The organism is Streptococcus oralis (assembly GCF_023109155.1).
Lineage (GTDB): Bacteria > Bacillota > Bacilli > Lactobacillales > Streptococcaceae > Streptococcus > Streptococcus oralis_BZ.
On sequence record NZ_JALDUA010000004.1, the window covers coordinates 23,895 to 44,662 of the forward strand.

A 20,768-nucleotide genomic window follows, 5' to 3' on the forward strand; every position below is an offset into this window, starting at 1 on the left:
CAATAGAATGCAAGGAAAAAGTCTTATCCTTGAGAACTATTGAACATAGTGAGAAGTCTGGAACTTTCATCCCAGACTTTTCCTATTTATTTCTTTTTATTGTTAGCAAGGGCTGCTTTTTGTTGGCGGATGATTTGGTGGTAAACTTGTTGTACCTTGGCTTCGCTTGGCTTTTGACCATTTGCACTCAAGAGAGCACGAACTGCCTCAGCGTTCAAACGTGGGTTGTCTGCAAATTCTTTTTCGATTTGCTTACGAACCAAGTACATCCCTCCAAGAGCTCCTCCTAGAAAAGCTAGCACAATCAAGATAATTGCTAAAAGTAAATCCATTCTTTTTCTCCTGTTTCTTTTTGAGTCTTCTATATTATACCATAAAGTGACTTTCCTGACTAGTTTGTTTTACGCTTTCAAGAGGGGCAATAGACGACAACAAAGGAGCCCTGCATTTCAATGAAAGAGAGCTTCTTGCTACGTTTAATTTACATAGATAGCCAGTGTTTGATACGGTTTGAGTACCATTTTTTCTGATACTTCTTCATCTTCATAGTTTGAAATCAGAATCTGTCTATTTTGATAGTCTACTGGTAAGTCGATTTCCACTTCTGTGGCATAAAAGTTATTGAGGACCAGTAACTTTTCATCCTCATACTGACGTTCAAAGGCATAGACTTGCTGACTATCTTCAAAGGCTGGTTTGTAGCTTCCTTCTGAGATGAGCGGCATTTCCTTACGAAGTCGAATCAAGTTTTGGTAGAAGGCGAAAATTGGGCCTTGGATGTCATTTTCTACGTTGATGTGAGGGTAGGATTTTCCCACCTTCAACCATGGAGTGCCTGTTGAAAATCCAGCATTTTCTGAAGCATCCCACTGCATGGGAATGCGTGAATTATCTCGTGACTTGGCCTTAATAATACGGAAGGCTTCTTGTTCACTTTTCCCTTCTTTTAAGAGCATCTGATAAGCATTGATGGACTCGACATCCACATAATCAGCCATGGAATCATAGTCTGGGTCAACCATTCCTATTTCCTCACCCATGTAGATATAAGGTGTCCCACGTGACAGGTGAATGCTGGCAGCCAGCATGGTAGCCCCTTCATTACGGAAGTTTTGGATATCCACAAAACGGTTCAAAGCCCGCGGTTGGTCGTGATTGTTCCAAAAGAGGGCGCTCCAACCGTTTTTGTCACTCATTTCCTTGCCCCAGCCATGACAAAGACTTTTCAACTCTTCGAAATCAAAGGGAGCTAAAGTCCACTTCTGCCCGTCCTTGTAGTCCACCTTGAGATGATGGAAATTAAAGGTCATGGATAATTCTTGACGGTCAGGTGACGAATAGAGGACACAGTTTTCCATGGTGGTTGAGGACATTTCCCCAACTGTCATAAAACTATCATCTGATCCAAAAGTGGCTTGATTCATCATGCGCAAATAGTCATGAACGATGGGCTTGTCTGTGTAAGCTGGCTTGCCTTCATTTTCAGGACAATCCACTAAGACCTCATCCTTGCCGATCAAATTGATCACATCAAATCGGAAACCTTTGACTCCCTTGTCTCGCCAGAAATTAACAACCTTGAAAAGTTCCTTGCGAACATTGGGATTGCGCCAGTTAAGGTCAGCCTGAGTCTCGTCAAAGAGGTGAAGGTAATATTTCCCTGTATCCCCGAAAGGCGCCCAGGCAGAGCCACCAAACTTAGACTGCCAGTCTGTCGGTTGGTCTTGGATGAAGAAAAAGTCTTGGTAGTACTGGTCGCCAGCTAAGGCCTTCTGAAACCATTCGTGTTCTGTCGAGCAATGATTAAGCACCATATCCAGCATAAAGTCAATCTTGTGCTCTTTACCGACACGGACCATCTCCTCAAAATCAGCCATATCACCAAATAGAGGATCCACTGCCATATAATCTGAAATATCATAACCATTATCCCTTTGGGGGCTTGGATAGAATGGATTGAGCCAGACCATATCCACGCCCAGTTTGGCTAGATAGGGGATCTTTTCGATAATCCCACGGAAATCCCCAATACCGTTTCCAGTGGTGTCTTTGTATGATTTTGGATAGATTTGATAGACTACTTTTCTTTTATCAAGTGCCATCTGTTTCTCCTTTTCTGATAAAAGGGAGGAACTGATGTTCCTTCCCTGTTTGTACTATTTCGATTAGATTCGTGTAGCGACCATGAGAGCTTCCCCAGCTTGGATAGTTATTGGATAAGTTCCAGTGATAGTCGCTGTATAAGCATCTTGGTTGGTGATGATAACTGGAGTTTCTGTCACGAGACCTGCAGCCTTAATGACATCCATATCAAAACGAATCAATTTCTGACCAACTGTGACGTGGTCTCCTTGGACTACAAGACTTTCAAAACCTTTGCCATCAAGACCGACTGTATCCATACCGATGTGGATGAGCAATTCTACCCCCTCGTCAGAGACAATACCGATGGCATGCTTGGTAGGGAAAAGAACCGTCACTGTCCCATTGACTGGAGAAGTCAGCTCACCTTGGCTTGGTTCAATGACTAGACCTTGTCCCATGACGCCTGATGCAAAAACAGGATCTGTTGCTTGACTCAATTCTTTCACTTGACCAGTCAGAGGGCTGAAAATTTCTACTGGAGCAAGGGTTACTGGTTCATGACTGACAAACTCTGCCTCTTCTTGGGCAACGAATTCTGCCTGTAAGGCTGTATCGTCCTCAGTTTTTGTAAAGAGACCGACTTTGCGGAAGAAGAAAGTCAAGAGCATTGGTACAACAATAGCAACTAGCATGGTTCCTGCAAACGGCAACATGTATTGAGGTTGAATAGAGAGAATACCTGGCAAACCTCCGATACCGATAGAAGCCGCAGTTACATTAAAAGTAACAGACAACATCCCTGCAAGGGCTGAACCAATCATCCCAGCTACAAATGGATAGATGTATCTGACATTGACCCCAAAAAGAGCTGGTTCTGTAACACCGAGATAGGCTGAAATGGTTGCAGGAAGTGAAATCTGAGCCTCACGCTCATCATGACGATGCATGAAATAATAGGCAAATACGGCAGAACCTTGAGCAATATTAGAAAGAGCAATCATTGGCCAGAGGGCAGTTCCGCCGGCATCCGCAATCAATTGCGTGTCGATGGCATTGGTCATATGATGCAAACCAGTGATGACAAATGGAGCGTAGAGGGCACCAAAAATCGCACCGAAGAGCCATTTAACTGGACCCGTCAAACCTGCCAAGACAACTGCTGAAAGTCCTTGACCAATTGTCCAACCGATTGGTCCCAAAACAGTGTGAGCCAAAATCAAAGCTGGAATCAATGACAAGAAAGGCACAAAAATCATGGAAATGACTTCCGGGATATGCTTGCGCCAGAAAATTTCAAGATAAGACAGACTCAAGCCTGCAAGCAAGGCTGGAATAACTTGAGCCTGATAACCAATACGATTAACCGTAAAGTAGCCAAAATTCCAGACCCAGTTGGCTGCGATTTCTTCTGTTGGAGTACCAGCTACTAGATAGGCGTTGAGCAACTGAGGTGAAACCAAACAGATCCCTAGTACAATTCCCAAGATTTGGCTGGTTCCCATCTTACGAGAGACAGACCAGGTAATCCCTACTGGTAAGAACTGGAAGATTGCTTCACCAGGCAACCAGAGGAAGTGATTAACTCCTGCCCAAAACTGAGAGGATTCTGTGATGGTTTTGCCATCCAACATTGACCAATGAACACCCTCCAAGACATTACGGAAACCGAGGATTAGTCCACCAACAATCAGAGCCGGAATAATCGGTGTAAAGATTTCTGCTAGAGTGGTCATGATACGTTGAAGCACGTTTTGATTGCTCTTAGCTGCAGATTTGGCTGCTTCTTTGGAAACACCCTCAATGCCTGAAACAGCTGTAAAATCATTATAAAAAATCGGTACGTCATTCCCAATAATCACCTGAAATTGACCCGCATTTGTAAAGGTCCCTTTGACGGCTGGAATCGACTCGATGACCTTGACATCGGCCTTCTCTTCGTCTCCGAGAACAAAGCGCATCCGTGTCGCACAGTGGGTGACAGCAGTGACATTCTCCTTGCCTCCGATCGCCTGAAGCAGATCTTTGGCTTCTTGTTCAAATTTTCCCATTTGATTCTCCTTATACTTGTCAAAGCAAGCTTGACTTGATAGCTCTATTGTAAACGATACCAAACTTGTACGCAACTTGTTTGCAATAAAAAGAGGATATTTTTGGATATTTTCTAGCACTTGTATGGTAAAATAGATACAAGTATGTATGAAATAAGACTCAAAACCCATTTAATACTCAATGAAAACCAAAGAACAAACTAGGAAGCTAGCCGCAAGCTGTACTTGAGTACGGTAAGGCGACGCTGACGTGGTTTGAATTTGATTTTCGAAGAGTATAAGGAAGCAAGATGAAGAAATACCAACAACTATTTAAGCAAATCCAAAAAACCATTCAAAACGAGACCTACGCTGTCGGAGATTTCCTCCCCAGCGAGCACGAACTCATGAACCAGTATCATGTGAGCCGTGACACCGTCCGAAAAGCTCTGTTCCTCCTCCAAGAGGAAGGATTAATCAAAAAGATAAGGGGGCAAGGTTCCCAAGTCGTCAAAGAAGAAACCGTCAATTTTCCTGTCTCTAACCTAACCAGCTACCAAGAACTGGTCCAGGAACTTGGACTGCGCTCTAAAACCAACGTGGTCAGTCTGGACAAGATCATTATCGATAAAAAATCCTCACTGATAACCGGCTTTCCAGAGTTTCGGATGGTGTGGAAGGTAGTCCGCCAGCGTGTGGTGGATGATCTAGTATCCGTTCTGGATACGGACTATCTGGATATGGAACTGATCCCAAACCTCACTCGCCAAATCGCTGAGCAGTCTATCTACTCGTATATAGAGGACGACCTCAAACTCCTTATTGATTATGCTCAGAAAGAAATCACCATTGACCACACGAGTGACCGAGACAAGATTCTTATGGATATTGGCAAAGACCCTTATGTCGTTTCCATCAAGTCAAAAGTCTATCTCCAAGACGGTCGCCAATTTCAGTTCACTGAAAGTCGCCATAAATTAGAAAAATTTCACTTTGTTGACTTTGCCAAAAGACATCCGAAATAAACACCTACAGTTGGGAATACTCTCAACTGTTTTTAGTAGTAAATAGAGGAGTTAATAGTTGAAAAAGAGGGTCTGCTTGCTACTTATTCTACTATTTTAAGAAAAAACAACAGCAAATATGTATCTTGCTAAAATGCTCTTGACAAATGCTAAGCGACCATTAGAATGGGAGGTGAGGAGATAAATAGAAACAAATTAAACGAAACTGCTTTATGAAATGTAAGCGGTTTCTAATAAACAAAGGAGGGTTTTATGAAAAAACACTTTTGGGAGAAATCCTGTCGCTATAGCATCCGCAAGCTGACGGTTGGGACTGCTTCTGTTTTACTGGGGGCTGTTTTTCTAGTCAACCATACTGTAGCTGCAGACAGTGTTGAGGTCAAGCAAACTGAACCAACCTCTGTCGAAGCTGTCACTAAGCCTGATAGTGAACCCAAAGCTACTGAAACGACTGAAACTACAAATCCGCCTCTAGCCGAGAGTCCAGTAGTTTCCGAAAGCAAGCCAGCTGAGGAGAATCAGACGACAAATAGTCAAGCTAGTGAAGAAGCCATTGTAGAAGCTAAAGAAAATATGGAACCTGAAAAAGCAGATCAGCCGGTGACAAAGCAAGAAAACTATCAACTCAACTACGATCAGCCAACAGCTCCCTCCTATGACGGATGGGAAAAACAAGCCCTTCCTATCGGAAATGGAGAAATGGGAGCCAAGGTTTTCGGACTCATTGGGGAAGAGAGAATCCAGTACAACGAAAAGACCCTCTGGTCAGGAGGACCACAACCCGATAGCACCGACTATAACGGAGGAAACTACAAGGACCGCTACAAGGTCTTAGCAGAGATACGTAAAGCCCTCGAAGTTGGCGACCGCCAAAAAGCAAAACAGCTCGCTGAACAAAATCTAGTTGGACCAAACAACGCCCAGTATGGACGTTACCTAGCCTTTGGAGATATCTTTATGGTCTTTAATAACCAGAAGAAAGGACTAGATACTGTAACTGATTATCACCGTAATCTGGATATCACAGAAGCCACTACAACAACTTCTTACACCCAAGATGGGACGACCTTCAAACGCGAAACCTTCTCCAGCTATCCTGATGATGTCACTGTGACCCACCTGACCAAAAAAGGAAACAAGACACTTGACTTTACCCTTTGGAACAGCTTGACAGAAGACTTGCTTGCTAATGGCAACTACTCTTGGGAATATTCCAACTATAAGAACGGTCATGTCACTACAGATGCAAACGGAATCCTTCTAAAAGGAACTGTCAAAGATAACGGCCTCAAATTTGCATCCTATCTAGGAATTAAAACGGACGGAAAGGTGACTGTTCAGGACGAAACTTTGACCGTTTCAGGCGCAAGTTATGCAACCCTCTATCTCAGTGCCAAGACTAACTTTGCTCAGAATCCAAAAACCAACTATCGAAAAGACATTGACCTCGAAAAAACAGTTAAAGGGATTGTCGAAGCAGCTAAGGCCAAAGACTACGAGACACTGAAAAAGGCCCATATCAAGGACTATCAAAGTCTCTTTAACCGCGTTAAACTAAACCTAGGTGGAAGCAAGACTGCTCAAACGACGAAAGAGGCCCTTCAAGGCTATAACCCAGAAAAAGGGCAAAAATTGGAAGAGCTCTTCTTCCAATACGGACGTTATCTACTCATCAGTTCGTCTCGTGATCGGACAGATGCCCTTCCTGCCAACCTCCAAGGAGTCTGGAACGCTGTAGACAATCCACCTTGGAACGCTGACTACCACCTCAATGTCAATTTGCAAATGAACTATTGGCCAGCCTACATGAGCAACCTTGCTGAAACTGCCAAGCCAATGATCAATTACATTGATGACATGCGCTATTATGGCCGTATCGCTGCCAAGGAATACGCAGGTATCGAATCCAAAGACGGACAAGAAAATGGTTGGCTGGTCCACACTCAGGCGACACCATTTGGCTGGACTACTCCAGGCTGGAATTACTATTGGGGTTGGTCGCCAGCTGCTAATGCCTGGATGATGCAGAACGTTTATGACTACTACAAATTCACCAAGGATGAGACCTATCTCAAAGAAAAGATCTATCCTATGTTGAAAGAGACTGCCAAGTTCTGGAACTCCTTCTTGCACTATGACCAGGCCAGTGACCGTTGGGTGTCTTCTCCATCCTACTCACCAGAACACGGTACCATCACCATCGGAAATACCTTTGACCAATCGCTAGTCTGGCAGCTATTCCACGACTACATGGAAGTCGCCAACCATCTGAATGTCGACCAAGACTTAGTCACAGAGGTCAAGGCTAAATTTGACAAACTCAAACCACTTCATATCAATAAAGAAGGACGTATCAAGGAATGGTACGAAGAAGACAGTCCGCAATTCACAAATGAAGGGATTGAAAATCACCACCGTCACGTTTCCCATCTAGTTGGTCTCTTCCCAGGTACGCTCTTTAGCAAGGACCAGGCTGAATACCTAGAGGCTGCGCGTGCTACCTTGAACCACCGTGGAGATGGTGGTACAGGTTGGTCTAAGGCCAATAAAATCAACCTCTGGGCTCGTCTGCTGGACGGTAACCGTGCCCATCGCTTGCTCGCTGAACAACTCAAGTATTCAACCCTAGAAAACCTTTGGGATACCCACGCGCCTTTCCAAATCGACGGAAACTTTGGGGCAACCAGTGGGATGGCAGAAATGCTTCTCCAATCTCATACAGGCTATATTGCACCCTTACCAGCTCTTCCTGATGCTTGGAAAGACGGTCAGGTTTCTGGCTTGGTTGCTCGAGGAAACTTTGAAGTCAGCATGAAGTGGAAAGATAAAAACCTGCAAAGCTTGTCCTTCCTTTCAAATGTCGGTGGAGACCTAATTGTAGACTATCCAAATATCGAAGCCAGTCAGATCAAGGTCAATGGCAAGCCAGTCAAGGCAACGATTCTCAAAAACAATCGCATCCAACTGGCAACACAAAAAGGTGACGTCATTACCTTTGAACACTTCCCTGGTCGTGTAACCAGTCTGACAGCCGTTCGACAAAATGGAGTCACTGCTGAACTCACCTTTAACCAAGTAGAAGGCGCTACCCACTATGTCATCCAAAGACAAGTGAAAGACGCGTCTGGCCAAGCCTCTGCAACCAGAGAATTTGTAACCAATCAAACCCACTTTATTGACCGATCACTCAATCCTCAACATGCCTATACTTATACTGTAAAGGCTATGCTGGGCGAGCTTTCCACACAAGTGTCTGAACAGGCCACTGTCGAAACCTATAGCGAGTTGATGGACGACCGAGATAGCCGCATCCAGTACGGAGCTGCCTTTGGAAACTGGGCAGACTCAGAATTATTTGGAGGAACAGAGAAATTTGCTGACCTTTCAAAAGGAGACTACACAGACGAAGACCTCACTGCCACCATTCCTTTCACTGGTGTTGGTATCGAAATCTATGGACTGAAATCGTCTGAACTAGGTCTTGCCACTGCTAAAATTGATGGCAAAGAGGTCGGCGAACTTGATTTCCATACTGCTGGGGCAACTGAAAAAGGTAGTCTCATCGGTCGCTTCGCAGGATTATCTGACGGACCTCACACATTGACTCTTAGTGTTAAACGTGAGCACAAAGGACGTGGTAGTGAGCGCTCGAAAATTTCATTAGACTACTTCAAGATCCTATCAGGAACAGGCAACACGATTGAAAAAATGGATGATCGTGATTCGCGTATCCAGTATGCTTCCCAGTTTAAGGACTGGTCTGACCCTGAACTCTACGGAGGCACGGAAAAATACGCTGATATTAACAACAGCGACCCTAGTGTAGCTTTAGAAGCTCAGGCAACCATTTCCTTTACAGGGACAGGTATTCGAATTTATGGCTTGAAGAGCCTTGCCCTTGGACGAGCACGTGTTACACTAGATGGCAAAGAAATGCCAAGTCTAGATTTCTACACCTCAGGCGCAACTGAAAAGAGAGCCTTTATTGGCGAATTTACAAATCTCACTGACGGTCCGCACACCCTGACATTACGTGTTGACCCAGATTCACCAGAAGGTCGCAAGAAAATTTCTCTAGATTCCTTTGATATCATCAAAGCCCCTGCTATTGGTATAGATAGTCCAAGTATCGCTCCTCTCAAGGAAAATGACAAAGAAATTTCCTTAAGCCTACCAGCTGGAGACTGGGAAGCCATCGCAGTGACCTTCCCAGGTGTCAAAGATCCTCTAGTTTTGCGTAAGGTGGATGAAACGCATCTGGTTACCAGTGGAGATCAGACTATCCTATCAATCCAAGACAATCAAGTTCAAATCCCAATCCCTGACGAAACCGATCGCAAAGCTGGAAATGTCATTGAAGCATATGCTATTCAAGGAACTACCACAAGCAGCCCTATCGTAGCCGTCTTTACTAAAAAGGATGAGAAAAAGGTTGACGAGAGTCAGCCAACTACAAGCAAGGGGGATGAACCAGCTCCTACTATCGAGAAACCTGAGTACACTGAGCCTATCGGGACTGCAGGGCAAGAAGTGCCACCTACTGTTGAAATTCCGGAATACACCGAGCCTATCGGAACGGCAGGGCAAGAGGAACCACCTACAGTGACAATTCCTGAATACACCGAACCTATCGGAACGGCGGGGCAAGAAGAGTCTCCTACTGTAGAAAAGCCTGAATACACCGAACCGATCGGAACAGCAGGTCAAGAGGAAGCACCTACTGTTGAAAAACCTGAATACACCAAACCTATCGGAACTAGCGGAGATCAGGTCGCTCCAAGCCTTAGCCTTCCTGACTATCCAGTTCAAGTCTTGAAAGATAAGGAAACTGGAGTAGAAATCATCGGTGGAGCCAGCGACTTAGAAGGAATTTCTCACGTTTCTAGCCGACGTGTCCTAGCTCAAGAACTCTTTGGCAAGACCTATGACGCTTACGACCTACAACTTAAAAATCCAACAGATCATAGCGTACAGCCAAAAGGCGCTGTCTTAGTTCGCTTGCCTGTTTCAGCTAGCGTAGAAAATGTTTACTACCTCACTCCAACCAAGGAGTTGCAAGTCCTTGATTTCACCGTTCGAGACGGAAAGGTAGAATTCATCACTAATCATTTCAGTACCTATGCTGTCGTCTATCAAGCAACTGGAACAAGCTCTAACACAGAGGAAAAACCAAGTGCTTCAGATGAAGAAACCTTGGCACACGAGGCTGAACAACTTTCAGCTAGTCCGATCCTTGCGAAAGCTGGAAATCATTCTCCTAAAGAAGAACTTCCAGCAACAGGAGAAGCGTCCAACCCACTCCTCTTCATAGCAGGACTCAGCCTAGCCCTTACAGCCACTTTTATGTTAAAAGGAAGAAAGGATGACTCCAACTAACCTTTAAGCACACAAAAACAGGATGAAGATTCCCTTCATCCTGTTTTATTTTGTCATCAAAAGTTAGTTTTACAGTAGGTATAAAAAGGCTAGGGTCAAGAGACTTGCTAGGAGCCCAACTCCCCAAAAGAAGAAGTCAACCTTCCACTCACTCCAAGGATTGCCCTTGCCTGAGAATCCTCCAAGTTCAAAATGGTGGTGGACAGGCGTCATACGGAAAATACGCTTTCCACCACTGAGTTTGAAGTAGGTAACCTGCATCATAACTGAGCTTGTCTCAAAGACATAGATAATCCCAATCAGCAAAAGGGTCCATTCTTGGTGGAGGGCCATAGAGATTGCTGCCAGCATCCCACCTAGAGCCAAGCTTCCAACATCTCCCATGAAGACCTTGGCAGGCTTATGGTTAAAGACGAAGAACCCTAGCAAACCACCAATCATGGCAAGAATCACAAGAAGGATATCCAGTTGATTTTGCATATAAGCAATCACACCGTAGGCCGATAAGCTAATCACCACGGAAATACTTGCTAAGCCGTCGATCCCGTCAGTCAGATTCACCGCATTTGAAAAGCCAACTAGCCAGAAAAGGGCAAAGAAAATATAGAAAATGCCCAGATGTACTTGGTAGCCAAAGACTGAAAGCATGTCGCCACCACGCTCATAAAAGAGGTAGAAAATCACTCCTCCAAGGAGCTGGAGAGCAAGTTTTTGCTTGGGATTTAAGCCTTCGTTGATTTTACGAAAGACCTTGAGGAAATCATCCAAAAAACCTACCAAACCATACAAAACCAAGATAAACAAAATCATGCCTACATTGTTGGTCAATTGTTGGGTAAAAAGAGCGACAAGGAAGCTCACTACTACTGCAACAATCAGGAAGACAAGACCTCCCATGGTTGGAGTCCCAGCTTTAGCTTGGTGTTGCTTGACATCCTCGTGCATCTGCTGACCTGTAATCTGCGCTTTTCGATAAAATCGGATAAAGGCTGGAATGCCAATCAAGGTCAATAGAAAGGCTAGAATTCCAGCACTAATGGAACTAATCATCTTAATCTCCTAATGTTACTTTCATTTTTTTAAGGTCTTTGAGGGCAGTATTGGCACGGACACTTTGTTTCTTGACTGTCTTACCGCTACCTTCCCACTCGACTTCTATATTCAGCCATTTGGCCAATGTTTGCACATTTTCATCTGTCCAGCCATACATATCAGGCATTTCTTCGACCTTATCAGACAAAATCAAAATCTGCTGATTGGCTTCCAAATTATCTCCTTCAGAAACCGAGAGATCCTTAATCTTGGTTCCTGTTCCGATAACAATTGGTTGGACCAGGTTGAGACGCAATTCTTCTGCTAGGTCACCCGGCGTAAAGTCCTTGGTAGCTGGCATAGCATAGCTTGTCGTCTTGCTGACCTGATCCAAGCTCTTAGCAGTTGACTGAAGATTGAGGGATTCTTTCATAGCAGAAGCTCGCTCAAGGATTGGGTTGGCAAACTCTCCCAGCTGAACACCTGAATAATGCTCTGGCTGTTGCACCGTCACATAGAGGATAAAGTCAGGATTCTCTGCAGGATGCATGGATACAACAGAGAAGATATAGTTGGTTTCACCTGTAAGGTAACCCCCATTCTTCTCATCAGCAATCTGAGCAGTCCCTGATTTCAGGGCAACATTCTGTCCCGGAACATTGACATTTGGTTTTCCTGTGCTGTGGTTGTACATGGTACCGTAGACAGGATCTGTTCCGACCATGACCATGTGATCCCGAGTAGAGGAAGCTGCCGCTTTTGACACAGGATTTCCGACGATTTCCTTTTGAGACTTACGAACAGACTGGTCATTTGGATCATAGAGGGCGCTGATAAATTTCGGCTCCAACATAACCCCATCGTTAGCAATAGCTGTAAAAGCACGAAGCATCTGGGTCTGGGTAACAGAAATCCCTTGTCCAAATGAACTCATGGCGATATTGACAATGTTATCAGCAGGCAATTGACCTGTGTACTCATCTGCCAGACCAAAACGGGTCGGCACCCCAAACTTAAAGCGGTTAAGGTAGTCCAGCCAAGTTGCATCTCCCATCTTTTGCTCAAGCAAGGTCATCCCGATATTACTTGAGTGGGCAAATCCTTGAGAGAAGGTCATAGTGCCACCACTGGTCAATCCTTCATTGACGTCCCAGTCTCGAATGGTCGCATCTGCTATTTTCAATTCACTGCTGTTAAAGTATTCGCCACCAGGGAAGGTATTGTTGTCAATAGCTGAAGCCAACATCATCACTTTCATGGTGGACCCTGGCTCATAGTTACTTTGATAGAGGATATCACGCCAGACAAAGTCTTTTGTGATGCCATCCTTGGTATCTGCATTAAAGGTCGGCCGTTGGGTCGTAGCCAGGATTTCCCCTGTTTTAGCGCTGACCAAGGTAGCCGTCATATACTTGCCTTTTACCTTTTCCTGAAAGGCATCCATCTGGGTTTCCATAAAGGATTGTAAGGGACTAGAAAGGGTTGTGTACACATCCTTTCCATCTACCGTTTGTTGGGAAGCCTGATCTGTACCCGGAACAATATTTCCCAGACGATCCTTCTCATAGGTGATGATCCCATCTGTACCCGCCAGAATGTTATTTAAAGAACTCTCCAATCCAGATGTCCCAATCAAACGTTTGGTTCCATCCTCATTTTCATGGAGTTGCGCTAAACCGATAAAGGAAGAAGCAAACTGTCCATTGGGATAACTACGGTTAGGGCTAGTTGTAAAGTCAACTCCGTCAACGCCAGCAGTTTTGAGGTCATTTTTAATAGCCATCATATTGGCATAGGTGATCCCATTTCCCTTGGTACCAAAGGATACCTGTTTTAGATCTGGTTGAGAAAGCTGTTCTTTGACATAAGACTCTTCCATATCCAGATACTTATGGAAAATTTCAGCTACCTTATTAAATTGAGAATCCTCTACATAGAGAATTTTGCCTGTTGCTGACTTGTAGGTCTTGTCAATAACGGCATAGATATTATAAGATGTCGCATCCTCAGCAATAGGTGTCCCATTTCGATCATAGATGGTTCCCCGTTTTGCAGGAATCGTCTTGGTTGTTTGATGGACCTTGTTTGCTTCTTGAACCAAGTCCTTACCAAATTTTTTACCCGTTCCGATAATGACCGCAAAGTTGACCAAAAAGACAGCGAAGAGTATGACAGCCAATAAACTCAGGCTTTTCCCTACTCTTCGACGATTTTCTTCTGGAGATTTACGGTTACGAACGGCATAACGGATGATTTTTTCTTTCCACTGTTTCATTTCTTACTCCGCTGCTCGGATATTTTCGTTATTCAGCTGCAAATCTTTAGAGTTTGCAATCTCTTTCAAACGTTCTGAACGAATCAATTCATTGACCTCTTGCTTGGCATCGTCTAGCTCGGTTTTCTTTTCTTCGATTTGAGCATTGACCTTAGTTAATTCATTCTGAACTTGTAATAGCTTGGTCTGCATAAACACAACGCTAATTGCCAGGATAATCATTGTTGCAGCAATCGAAACATAGAAGGCCTTTTCCACACGTGAAAAACCTTTAAACTTCGTTTGCAATAACTGGCTTGTTTTTTCGATTCTTTCTGCCATGTTTTTCCTCTTACTTGTGAATTTTTCTAGCCACGCGCAACTTGGCTGAATGCGAACGATTGTTGGCTTCTAGCTCTTCGGCACTTGGTAAGATTGGCTTGCGGGATACCAATTCCATCTTGGGCTTAAGGTCATCTGGAATGAAGGGCAAGCCTTTGGGAACTTCCACTGTTGAAGCTTCCTTGAATAATTGCTTGGTCAAGCGGTCTTCCAGCGAATGGAAGGTAATGACCGAGATTCTCCCATCCAGAGCCAGCATGTCCATAGCCTGCTGGATGGATTCATCTGCAGCGCCCAGCTCATCATTGACTTCGATTCGGATAGCTTGGAAAATCTGCTTGGCAGGGTGCCCCTTTTTCTTGAGCTCCTTGGCAGGCTTGGCCGACTTGATAATCTCTGCCAACTCCGTCGTTGTCTCAATGGGTTTCACCTCACGCGCTTGCTCAATCTTGCGGGCAATCTGTTTAGAAAATTTATCCTCACCATACTTAAAAAAGATCCGAACCAGGTCATGATAGTCATAATGATTGACCACCTCATAGGCCGTCAGACTAGCTTCCTGATTCATCCGCATATCCAGTGGCGCATCCTTTTTATAAGAAAAGCCACGCTCACGCTGATCCAGCTGAGGACTGGACACTCCCAAGTCATAACAAATTCCATCAATTTCCTGGACACCAGCCTCCTGCAAACGTGCCTGCAAATGACGGAAGTTGTCCTTGATAAAGGTTACCATCCCCTTTTCGATATAGGGTGCCAACCGTTTTTGCGCATTGTCAATGGCATTCTGGTCCTGGTCAAAGGCATAGAGATGCCCTTTTTCGCTCAATTTACTTAATAAATATTCGCTATGGCCTGCTCCGCCCAAAGTCGCATCAACGTAGATACCGTCAGGTTTTACGTCAAGCATATCAATCGTTTCATGAAGCAAGACCGTTACATGATAAAATTCTTTTGTCATATCTTATCTATTTTACCACAAATCTGACCAGCTTGCACTTGTCAGACAAGGCTAAGTTTCTTCGAAAAAAATTCTCAAAAATATGTCATATATACTTGACACCTCATCACCAAAAGAATATAATATAGTCAAATATATGCGACACATCAGAAAGGAGACCCTATGAATCGTGTGAAAGAATTCCGCAAGGAACTGGGCATTTCTCAGCTCGAGCTCGCCAAAGATATCGGTGTCTCGAGACAGACCATCAACATGATTGAAAATGACAAGTACAATCCAACTCTGGAACTCTGTCTCAATCTTGCCCGCAGCCTCCAAACTGACCTTAACAGTCTTTTTTGGGAAGACGATTTTTAAAAAAGGAGCAAACAAATGAAAAAAGAAACTCTCACTGAAAAACTCATCAAACGCATATACGGCATTTCTGGTCCCCTTGACGAACACAAACGGCGCGAGGCCGATCGTATCGGGAATCAGGTCTTTATTGTCCTCTTTTATCTGATGACATTTGGCAATCTTATCCCGCTCGTTCTTGCCTATAAATACCCACAAATTGTCGCTATCGGCTATCCTCTCGTGGTGTTTGGCATTTCGATGATGGCTGCCCTCTATGTGGTCTCTCAAACCAAGAAAACGGGCATCACAGCTATTGATCCCGAAATGTTAAGTAAGAAAGAAAGTAAACAACTGCATTTTCCTGGTCTAAAAGCCGGTCTGATTTATGGCATGGGTATGTTCTTTGGAATACCGCTTCTGAATGTCCTAACCGATGATAGCAAGGATTATCTTGGTTCTCTTTTAAATACAGGGCATTTTGTATCAACTATCCTAGCTACTTTCTTCTTCGGAGTGACCATACAAATTATCGTCTCTCTTCGCATTCAAAAGGCCAAGAAAGACCAAGAAGACGACTAGGAGGTGCCTTATGAAATCACTAGCTAGACTACTGATCAGTCATGTTTTTATCAGTATCTTTGTTACCTTTTTCCTACTTTCTGGACATATTGAGCATCCTTTCTTGATTATCTTTCTTTTATTCCTTCCTGTATTGAACAAGGGACAGAGATTCCAGAAAATCCAATCAAAAAAAATACGTCTTCTAAACGCATCTCTCTGTTTTATCCTCGTATCCTTTCCACAACTTTTAACAAATCCTATGGATTGGAGATACCTGGTATTTCTAATAATCTGTATCATTTTTAGTTTGGTTTACTTCTATACTCTCTATCAACTCTTTAAAGAAATCAATCAAAAATCGCTCATTTAGGAGATTACTCCCATGAAAAAAGAAGATCTCACCACTCGCTTACTTAAACTATTCTTTCACATACAAGGGCCTTTTGATGAATGCCGTCAAGAGATGATTTACAAGGCTTGTGCCCGTGCCTTGATCCAAATCGTTTACTCCTCCCTCCTACTCTTCTTGTTCTATCTCCTATTTGGACGCTTCATAGAGTTGGTTCGAGATGCTATGCCCTACCTCTATTTTGGACTCATCTTCATCCTCTCGTCCAGGGCGAGATTAGCAGTTCGCGACTTACATTTGGACAAGGATGACCAGTCCGAGATTCATCACAAAAGCTACAGCAAAAGTCAAATCAAAGTTCGTAGTTGGGGTGTATTCATCAGCATTCAGCTTGGTCTCTTCCTCTTACTAATCTTTCACAAACTCTTTGTTCAGCATCTTCCCATAGATGCCTTTGGGGATGACCTCTTCCATTTCGATAAAATGCTCCCTTTACTAGTGTTAGGATTGGGTATTGGTGCCATCTTTGGAACCATGACCTATGCCTTTTTATCGGAACACGTTAAAAAATAGACCAAGATTCGCTAATTTCTCATTTTATAGGCAAAGAATCCCACCTAGCTTTTTCTAGGTGGGATTTCCACTTCAATTCATAGGATATTTTCCAAAATATCTACTGACCTTCGTCACCAATTCTCCCACTGGGTTTCAACCTTGACATCGCCATAATTGCTTGGCGAGTACTTGCTGTCATAAATGGTACACCAATCTTTCAAGACTTTCTGGTTGACGATTTCGTCGAAGTCTTTCTCTAATTCTTCTTTGGTTATGTTGTATTTTTTTAAATAGTCTCTTACTTTTTCTTCATCATTAAGATATTGACCTGGTTGCCTTGGCTCTTCAAAAATCGCAAGCCCTTTTTTGAGCACTTTCTTTTGCATATTATAGTGTGCTGAATACCATAGGGTAATATCCGAATTAATCCTTTTTTCAAAACGTATCGTCATCCCTTTAATACCTTCTCCAAAATTAAAGCTAATACTTATGTCTTTATAACCTTCAGGATGAGTTTGATACTTCCCTGAAGGGGTGTATGCAAAATATTCTCCATCGTTAGGCCAATCGGGTCTGATTTTAAACCCATCTATGTTTCTTAAAATATTATTTGACCGATAGGTTTTCTCCGTTTCTTGGTAAATTTCATCAAAAATATTTTTAGGTTGTTTAGGAAAAAAGTAAAAACAAACTGATACAAGTAATACAATTATTGTTAAAACACCTAGTATTTTCTTCATAGACTTCCTCCTAGTCCGCCACGGCTTCCAAGCGGTTTAAAAACTTGAACACTCCTGGATATTTTCTTTCAATATATGCTTTAAGAGCATCCTCTCCATCTAACTTAATATCCGTTGGTCGCAAACTATCATAAATAGTATCTCTGACTGTATCCCAATCCTTATTTTTTAGGAATTCTCTTTCTCTCTGAGAGGAGTCTTTTTGAAGGTCAGCATAGTAAGAAGAGATTGCTTGGTCATAGGATTGCCCATTTTGCATACGGTCGATAAGGTTGACCGAGTCCAAATCCGCCTTGTAGTCATCCTCTCCGATACTTGGCTTCATATCGTTTGCATTAAAGGTCGTATCTCCCTCCCAGCCAGAAAGGTCCTTGACACGCTCTCTACCGCCATAGAGATCGGATAACTGAGCTTGGTTAGGATTAAGATGAGTCGCCATAGTAATGGACTGGTGGGTAAAGTCTGCATGGCCCGCTCCATTGTTAGAGTATGACTTTAGTTTGCTGTCCCAAAATTGGTCAAAGTTACCCTTATCACCATAAATCCCTTCATAAGTACTTTTATAGGAATCATAATGGTTAGTTCCATTTTTTTGATCATCATCCTTAATTTTTTCTATGTTATCAGATTCCCCACCCGCCATCTCGTGTTGCAGTCTAAGATTATAATACAGTTCTTTGGCCTTTTCTTCTTTCAACCCCAGTTCTTGAAAGATTTCAAGAACTGGTTTCAAAGTTCTCAATTTTTGACCTGTATTCGGATCACTCACAAATTCGTAATAAAAATATTGCCACAATCCACCTGCCGTTTCGTTCCACTTAAAGTCATTATAGTAGGCGGCACCGACGACTCGCAAAAAGATATAGTCACGGAACTCTTGACTGGAGGTTGGGAACTTCTTGTCTATCCCTTGCTTGATGGTCAAAAGCTGTTGGGCTGTCTCTGCGTCAAAGCCGTATTCTGCCATCATGGTTTGGACAAAGGCCTTCTCTTGACGGCTGAGCTTCAAGTCCTTTGTATCAGCATAGGCAGTCAGGTAGTTGGCCCAAGTCAGGTCAGATGGGACTTTAAAGACGCCTTTCTTTGCATCCCAGCTCGATTCGATCTGGCCCAGTCCGCGACTCAACTGCACGTCAATACTGTCTAGATCATCGAAAAGTCCTCCTGAATAGCTATCATAGGCACGCAGGTCTTTCAAAATCGTTTCATAGACACGTTTATTCGCGTGGTGTCCTCTCATGAGCTCCACATTACTACGTCTCAATCTTCCTTTTTCTTCACTATCCATGGTCAAGGAAGAAAGGGATTGGTTGACTTCATCTAGATAGGCGATCATTTGCTCTTCCTGGCGGATCTTATCAAGCAGATCATCCTCACGCCAACTCTTGCTGTCGACCATCGTTTGGTAGTCTTCTGGTAGTTTCTTGATGGCTTGAGAGAAGGTTTCGGCATAGAGCTGTCCCCCTTTGCTCAAGGGTAGCAAGACACTTGCAAAAAAACTTCTAGCCGAATCATAAGCGTCGCCCTTTAGACTCTCTGTATCCTCTGAAAACTTTTGGATAGCCGATTGCAAGTCTTGATAAGCCTCCACCTGAGATTGGCACATGGTCGCTACACCTGAACTTTGTAGTTGTGATTGTTCCAAATACATATCAATGCCCATGTCGTTTCTCCTCCTCTCTTTCTAGTTCCTTGCGTCTTTCATAGTAAACCGCATCCAAGTCTCCCTCTAACCGGAATTTTTCTTTTTTCAAATCATCCATGTGATAGCTGAGGTCCTCAAAGATTTGGTTTTTAAGTTGGTTTCTTTGCAGGAGCGTTTCTTCCAACTGCCCTGCATATCGGCTCTGATAGGCCGCCTCCCACAAATCACTTTGATAACGGTGGCTAGCTCTATCATATCCTTCAAAGGTTTCTATCAGTGCTTTGGTGCGGTAGTTCTCTTTTCCATTGTCTTCTAGCTGGTACAAGAGGCCTCGCTCTCTTTTCTTCAACTCATCTAACTTGCTCATGTATGACTCCCAAAACCATTGGCCGCAGCCTTATCTAGCGCTTCAAAATCACTCGCTACAGAGTGAAGTCGTTCGGAAGTTAGGGTGACAGCGGCTGTTATCTGACTAGCTAGATTTTGATCCTTTGTCAGACATTGATGAGCCTTGTTATTCCCTTGAAGGGTCGTTAGGTCATCTTGACTAGCCGCAGCGATTGCTGTTAACGATTGACAAGCATTTTTAAGCTGAGTCGCATATGTTTGCGCAAGATTTATATCACTTTTTACTGTTGACATGGCTGTTTTATCCTTTTTTTCATTCCCTAGTGATAGGTTCACTCCATTTAGCTATATAGGCTTATTATACCATGTTTCATAAAAGGAGCATCATTTTGTCCAGATTTCTGTACAATTGTGTATTTTTTCAACAACTTCTCTCATCCAACTCGACGAAAATAGTAAAAACTGTTACAATGTAGAAAAAGAAAAGAGGCTCTCATGACCAGTATATATGATTTTTACGTTTTGAACCAAAACAACCAAGCAACTCCCCTGGAGAGCTATCGTGGCAAGGTTCTCTTGATTGTCAACACTGCTACTGGATGTGGTTTAACGCCCCAGTACCAGGGACTTCAAGAACTCTATGAACGCTATCGAGATCAGGGATTCGAAATATTGGATTTCCCTTGCAATCAGTTTATGGGACAAGCACCCGGCAGCGCAGAGGAAATCAATAGCTTCTGCAGCCTACACTATCAGACCACTTTCCCTCGCTTTGCAAAGATCAAGGTCAACGGCAAGGAGGCAGATCCTCTTTATGTTTGGCTAAAAGACCAGAAATCTGGCCCGCTAGGAAAACGAATCGAATGGAATTTTGCTAAGTTTCTCATTGGTCGAGATGGGCAAGTCCTTGAGAGCTTCTCTTCCAAAACAGACCCCAAAACCATCCAAGAATTTATCAAAAAATTACTCTGATTTCTTTTTAAAGCGCATCCTTTCATTTAGTTTGATCCCTGAAAGGATACGTTTTTTCTTTAAAAAGTAACTTATTTTCTTTAATTTATATTTATTTTTTTGCATTTAGCTATTGCATTTCTTTGAATAATTTAGTATATTTGTTATATTAAAAGTTTTC

18 protein-coding genes are annotated in these 20,768 nt (G+C 43.3%); 7 read left to right on the forward strand and 11 right to left on the reverse strand.

Annotated features, from left to right (window positions below):
- Positions 1-86: 86 nt before the first annotated feature.
- The 3 genes from M1F63_RS07880 to treP form a co-directional block, all read right to left on the reverse strand.
- Positions 87-332: a YneF family protein gene (locus M1F63_RS07880; RefSeq protein ID WP_000364980.1), complete on the reverse strand. Its 246-nt coding sequence runs from the start codon at positions 330-332 to the stop codon at positions 87-89.
- 144 nt (positions 333-476) lie between these two features.
- On the reverse strand, positions 477-2,102 hold the full coding sequence (gene treC, locus M1F63_RS07885; protein WP_247941140.1) for an alpha,alpha-phosphotrehalase: 1,626 nt from the start codon (positions 2,100-2,102) through the stop codon (positions 477-479).
- 63 nt (positions 2,103-2,165) lie between these two features.
- Entirely contained in the window at positions 2,166-4,133 is a 1,968-nt protein-coding gene (gene treP / locus M1F63_RS07890; RefSeq protein WP_247941141.1) for a PTS system trehalose-specific EIIBC component, read from the reverse strand.
- A gap of 290 nt (positions 4,134-4,423) precedes the next feature.
- On the opposite strand from treP, the gene treR reads away from it, so the two are divergent.
- On the forward strand, positions 4,424-5,137 hold the full coding sequence (treR, locus tag M1F63_RS07895; RefSeq protein ID WP_227946021.1) for a trehalose operon repressor: 714 nt from the start codon (positions 4,424-4,426) through the stop codon (positions 5,135-5,137).
- Positions 5,138-5,389: 252 nt separating this feature from the next.
- A complete protein-coding gene (locus M1F63_RS07900; protein WP_247941142.1) occupies positions 5,390-10,513 on the forward strand; it encodes an SIALI-17 repeat-containing surface protein in 5,124 nt (1,707 codons plus the stop codon).
- A 69-nt stretch (positions 10,514-10,582) separates the two neighbouring features.
- Here M1F63_RS07900 and mraY read toward each other — a convergent pair whose 3' ends face one another.
- Genes mraY through rsmH form a run of 4 tightly spaced genes read right to left on the reverse strand, consistent with a single transcriptional unit; the run spans position 10,583 to position 15,102 of the window.
- Positions 10,583-11,563, reverse strand: a complete 981-nt coding sequence (gene mraY / locus M1F63_RS07905; protein WP_049505153.1) for a phospho-N-acetylmuramoyl-pentapeptide-transferase — start codon at positions 11,561-11,563, stop codon at positions 10,583-10,585.
- A gap of 1 nt (position 11,564) precedes the next feature.
- On the reverse strand, positions 11,565-13,820 hold the full coding sequence (gene pbp2x / locus M1F63_RS07910; protein WP_247941143.1) for a penicillin-binding protein PBP2X: 2,256 nt from the start codon (positions 13,818-13,820) through the stop codon (positions 11,565-11,567).
- Between the two features lie 3 nt (positions 13,821-13,823).
- Positions 13,824-14,141 carry a cell division protein FtsL gene (gene ftsL, locus M1F63_RS07915; RefSeq protein ID WP_000840795.1) on the reverse strand — a complete coding sequence of 106 codons (318 nt, stop codon included), beginning with the start codon at positions 14,139-14,141 and terminating at the stop codon, positions 13,824-13,826.
- Between the two features lie 10 nt (positions 14,142-14,151).
- Positions 14,152-15,102, reverse strand: coding sequence for a 16S rRNA (cytosine(1402)-N(4))-methyltransferase RsmH (gene rsmH, locus M1F63_RS07920; RefSeq protein ID WP_045593505.1), 951 nt, complete (start codon positions 15,100-15,102; stop codon positions 14,152-14,154).
- Between the two features lie 162 nt (positions 15,103-15,264).
- Between rsmH and M1F63_RS07925 the strand changes: the two genes are divergently transcribed.
- From M1F63_RS07925 to M1F63_RS07940, 4 genes are read left to right on the forward strand one after another with little or no spacing between them, the layout of a single operon-like run.
- On the forward strand, positions 15,265-15,459 hold the full coding sequence (locus M1F63_RS07925; RefSeq protein ID WP_001082470.1) for a helix-turn-helix transcriptional regulator: 195 nt from the start codon (positions 15,265-15,267) through the stop codon (positions 15,457-15,459).
- Positions 15,460-15,474: 15 nt separating this feature from the next.
- The gene (locus M1F63_RS07930) at positions 15,475-16,017 is read left to right on the forward strand and encodes a DUF3278 domain-containing protein (protein WP_247941144.1); all 543 of its coding nucleotides are present in this window, start codon (positions 15,475-15,477) and stop codon (positions 16,015-16,017) included.
- A 10-nt stretch (positions 16,018-16,027) separates the two neighbouring features.
- The gene (locus tag M1F63_RS07935; RefSeq protein ID WP_000838130.1) at positions 16,028-16,369 is read left to right on the forward strand and encodes a hypothetical protein; all 342 of its coding nucleotides are present in this window, start codon (positions 16,028-16,030) and stop codon (positions 16,367-16,369) included.
- 12 nt (positions 16,370-16,381) lie between these two features.
- Positions 16,382-16,921: a DUF3278 domain-containing protein gene (locus M1F63_RS07940; RefSeq protein ID WP_247941145.1), complete on the forward strand. Its 540-nt coding sequence runs from the start codon at positions 16,382-16,384 to the stop codon at positions 16,919-16,921.
- Positions 16,922-17,034: 113 nt separating this feature from the next.
- Here M1F63_RS07940 and M1F63_RS07945 read toward each other — a convergent pair whose 3' ends face one another.
- The 4 genes from M1F63_RS07945 to M1F63_RS07960 are packed head-to-tail and all read right to left on the reverse strand — an operon-like array spanning position 17,035 to position 19,930.
- Positions 17,035-17,643, reverse strand: coding sequence for a TipC family immunity protein (locus M1F63_RS07945; RefSeq protein ID WP_247941146.1), 609 nt, complete (start codon positions 17,641-17,643; stop codon positions 17,035-17,037).
- A 10-nt stretch (positions 17,644-17,653) separates the two neighbouring features.
- Positions 17,654-19,306: an LXG domain-containing protein gene (locus M1F63_RS07950; protein ID WP_247941147.1), complete on the reverse strand. Its 1,653-nt coding sequence runs from the start codon at positions 19,304-19,306 to the stop codon at positions 17,654-17,656.
- The gene (locus tag M1F63_RS07955) at positions 19,296-19,655 is read right to left on the reverse strand and encodes a hypothetical protein (protein WP_247941148.1); all 360 of its coding nucleotides are present in this window, start codon (positions 19,653-19,655) and stop codon (positions 19,296-19,298) included. Before M1F63_RS07955 ends, M1F63_RS07950 begins: the two co-directional genes overlap by 11 nt.
- Positions 19,652-19,930, reverse strand: coding sequence for a TIGR04197 family type VII secretion effector (locus M1F63_RS07960; protein ID WP_049505164.1), 279 nt, complete (start codon positions 19,928-19,930; stop codon positions 19,652-19,654). The genes M1F63_RS07955 and M1F63_RS07960 overlap by 4 nt, the downstream gene beginning before the upstream one ends.
- A 201-nt stretch (positions 19,931-20,131) precedes the next feature.
- Here M1F63_RS07960 and M1F63_RS07965 point away from each other — a divergent pair, with 201 nt between their 5' ends.
- A complete protein-coding gene (locus tag M1F63_RS07965; RefSeq protein WP_247941149.1) occupies positions 20,132-20,608 on the forward strand; it encodes a glutathione peroxidase in 477 nt (158 codons plus the stop codon).
- Positions 20,609-20,768 lie beyond the last annotated feature (160 nt).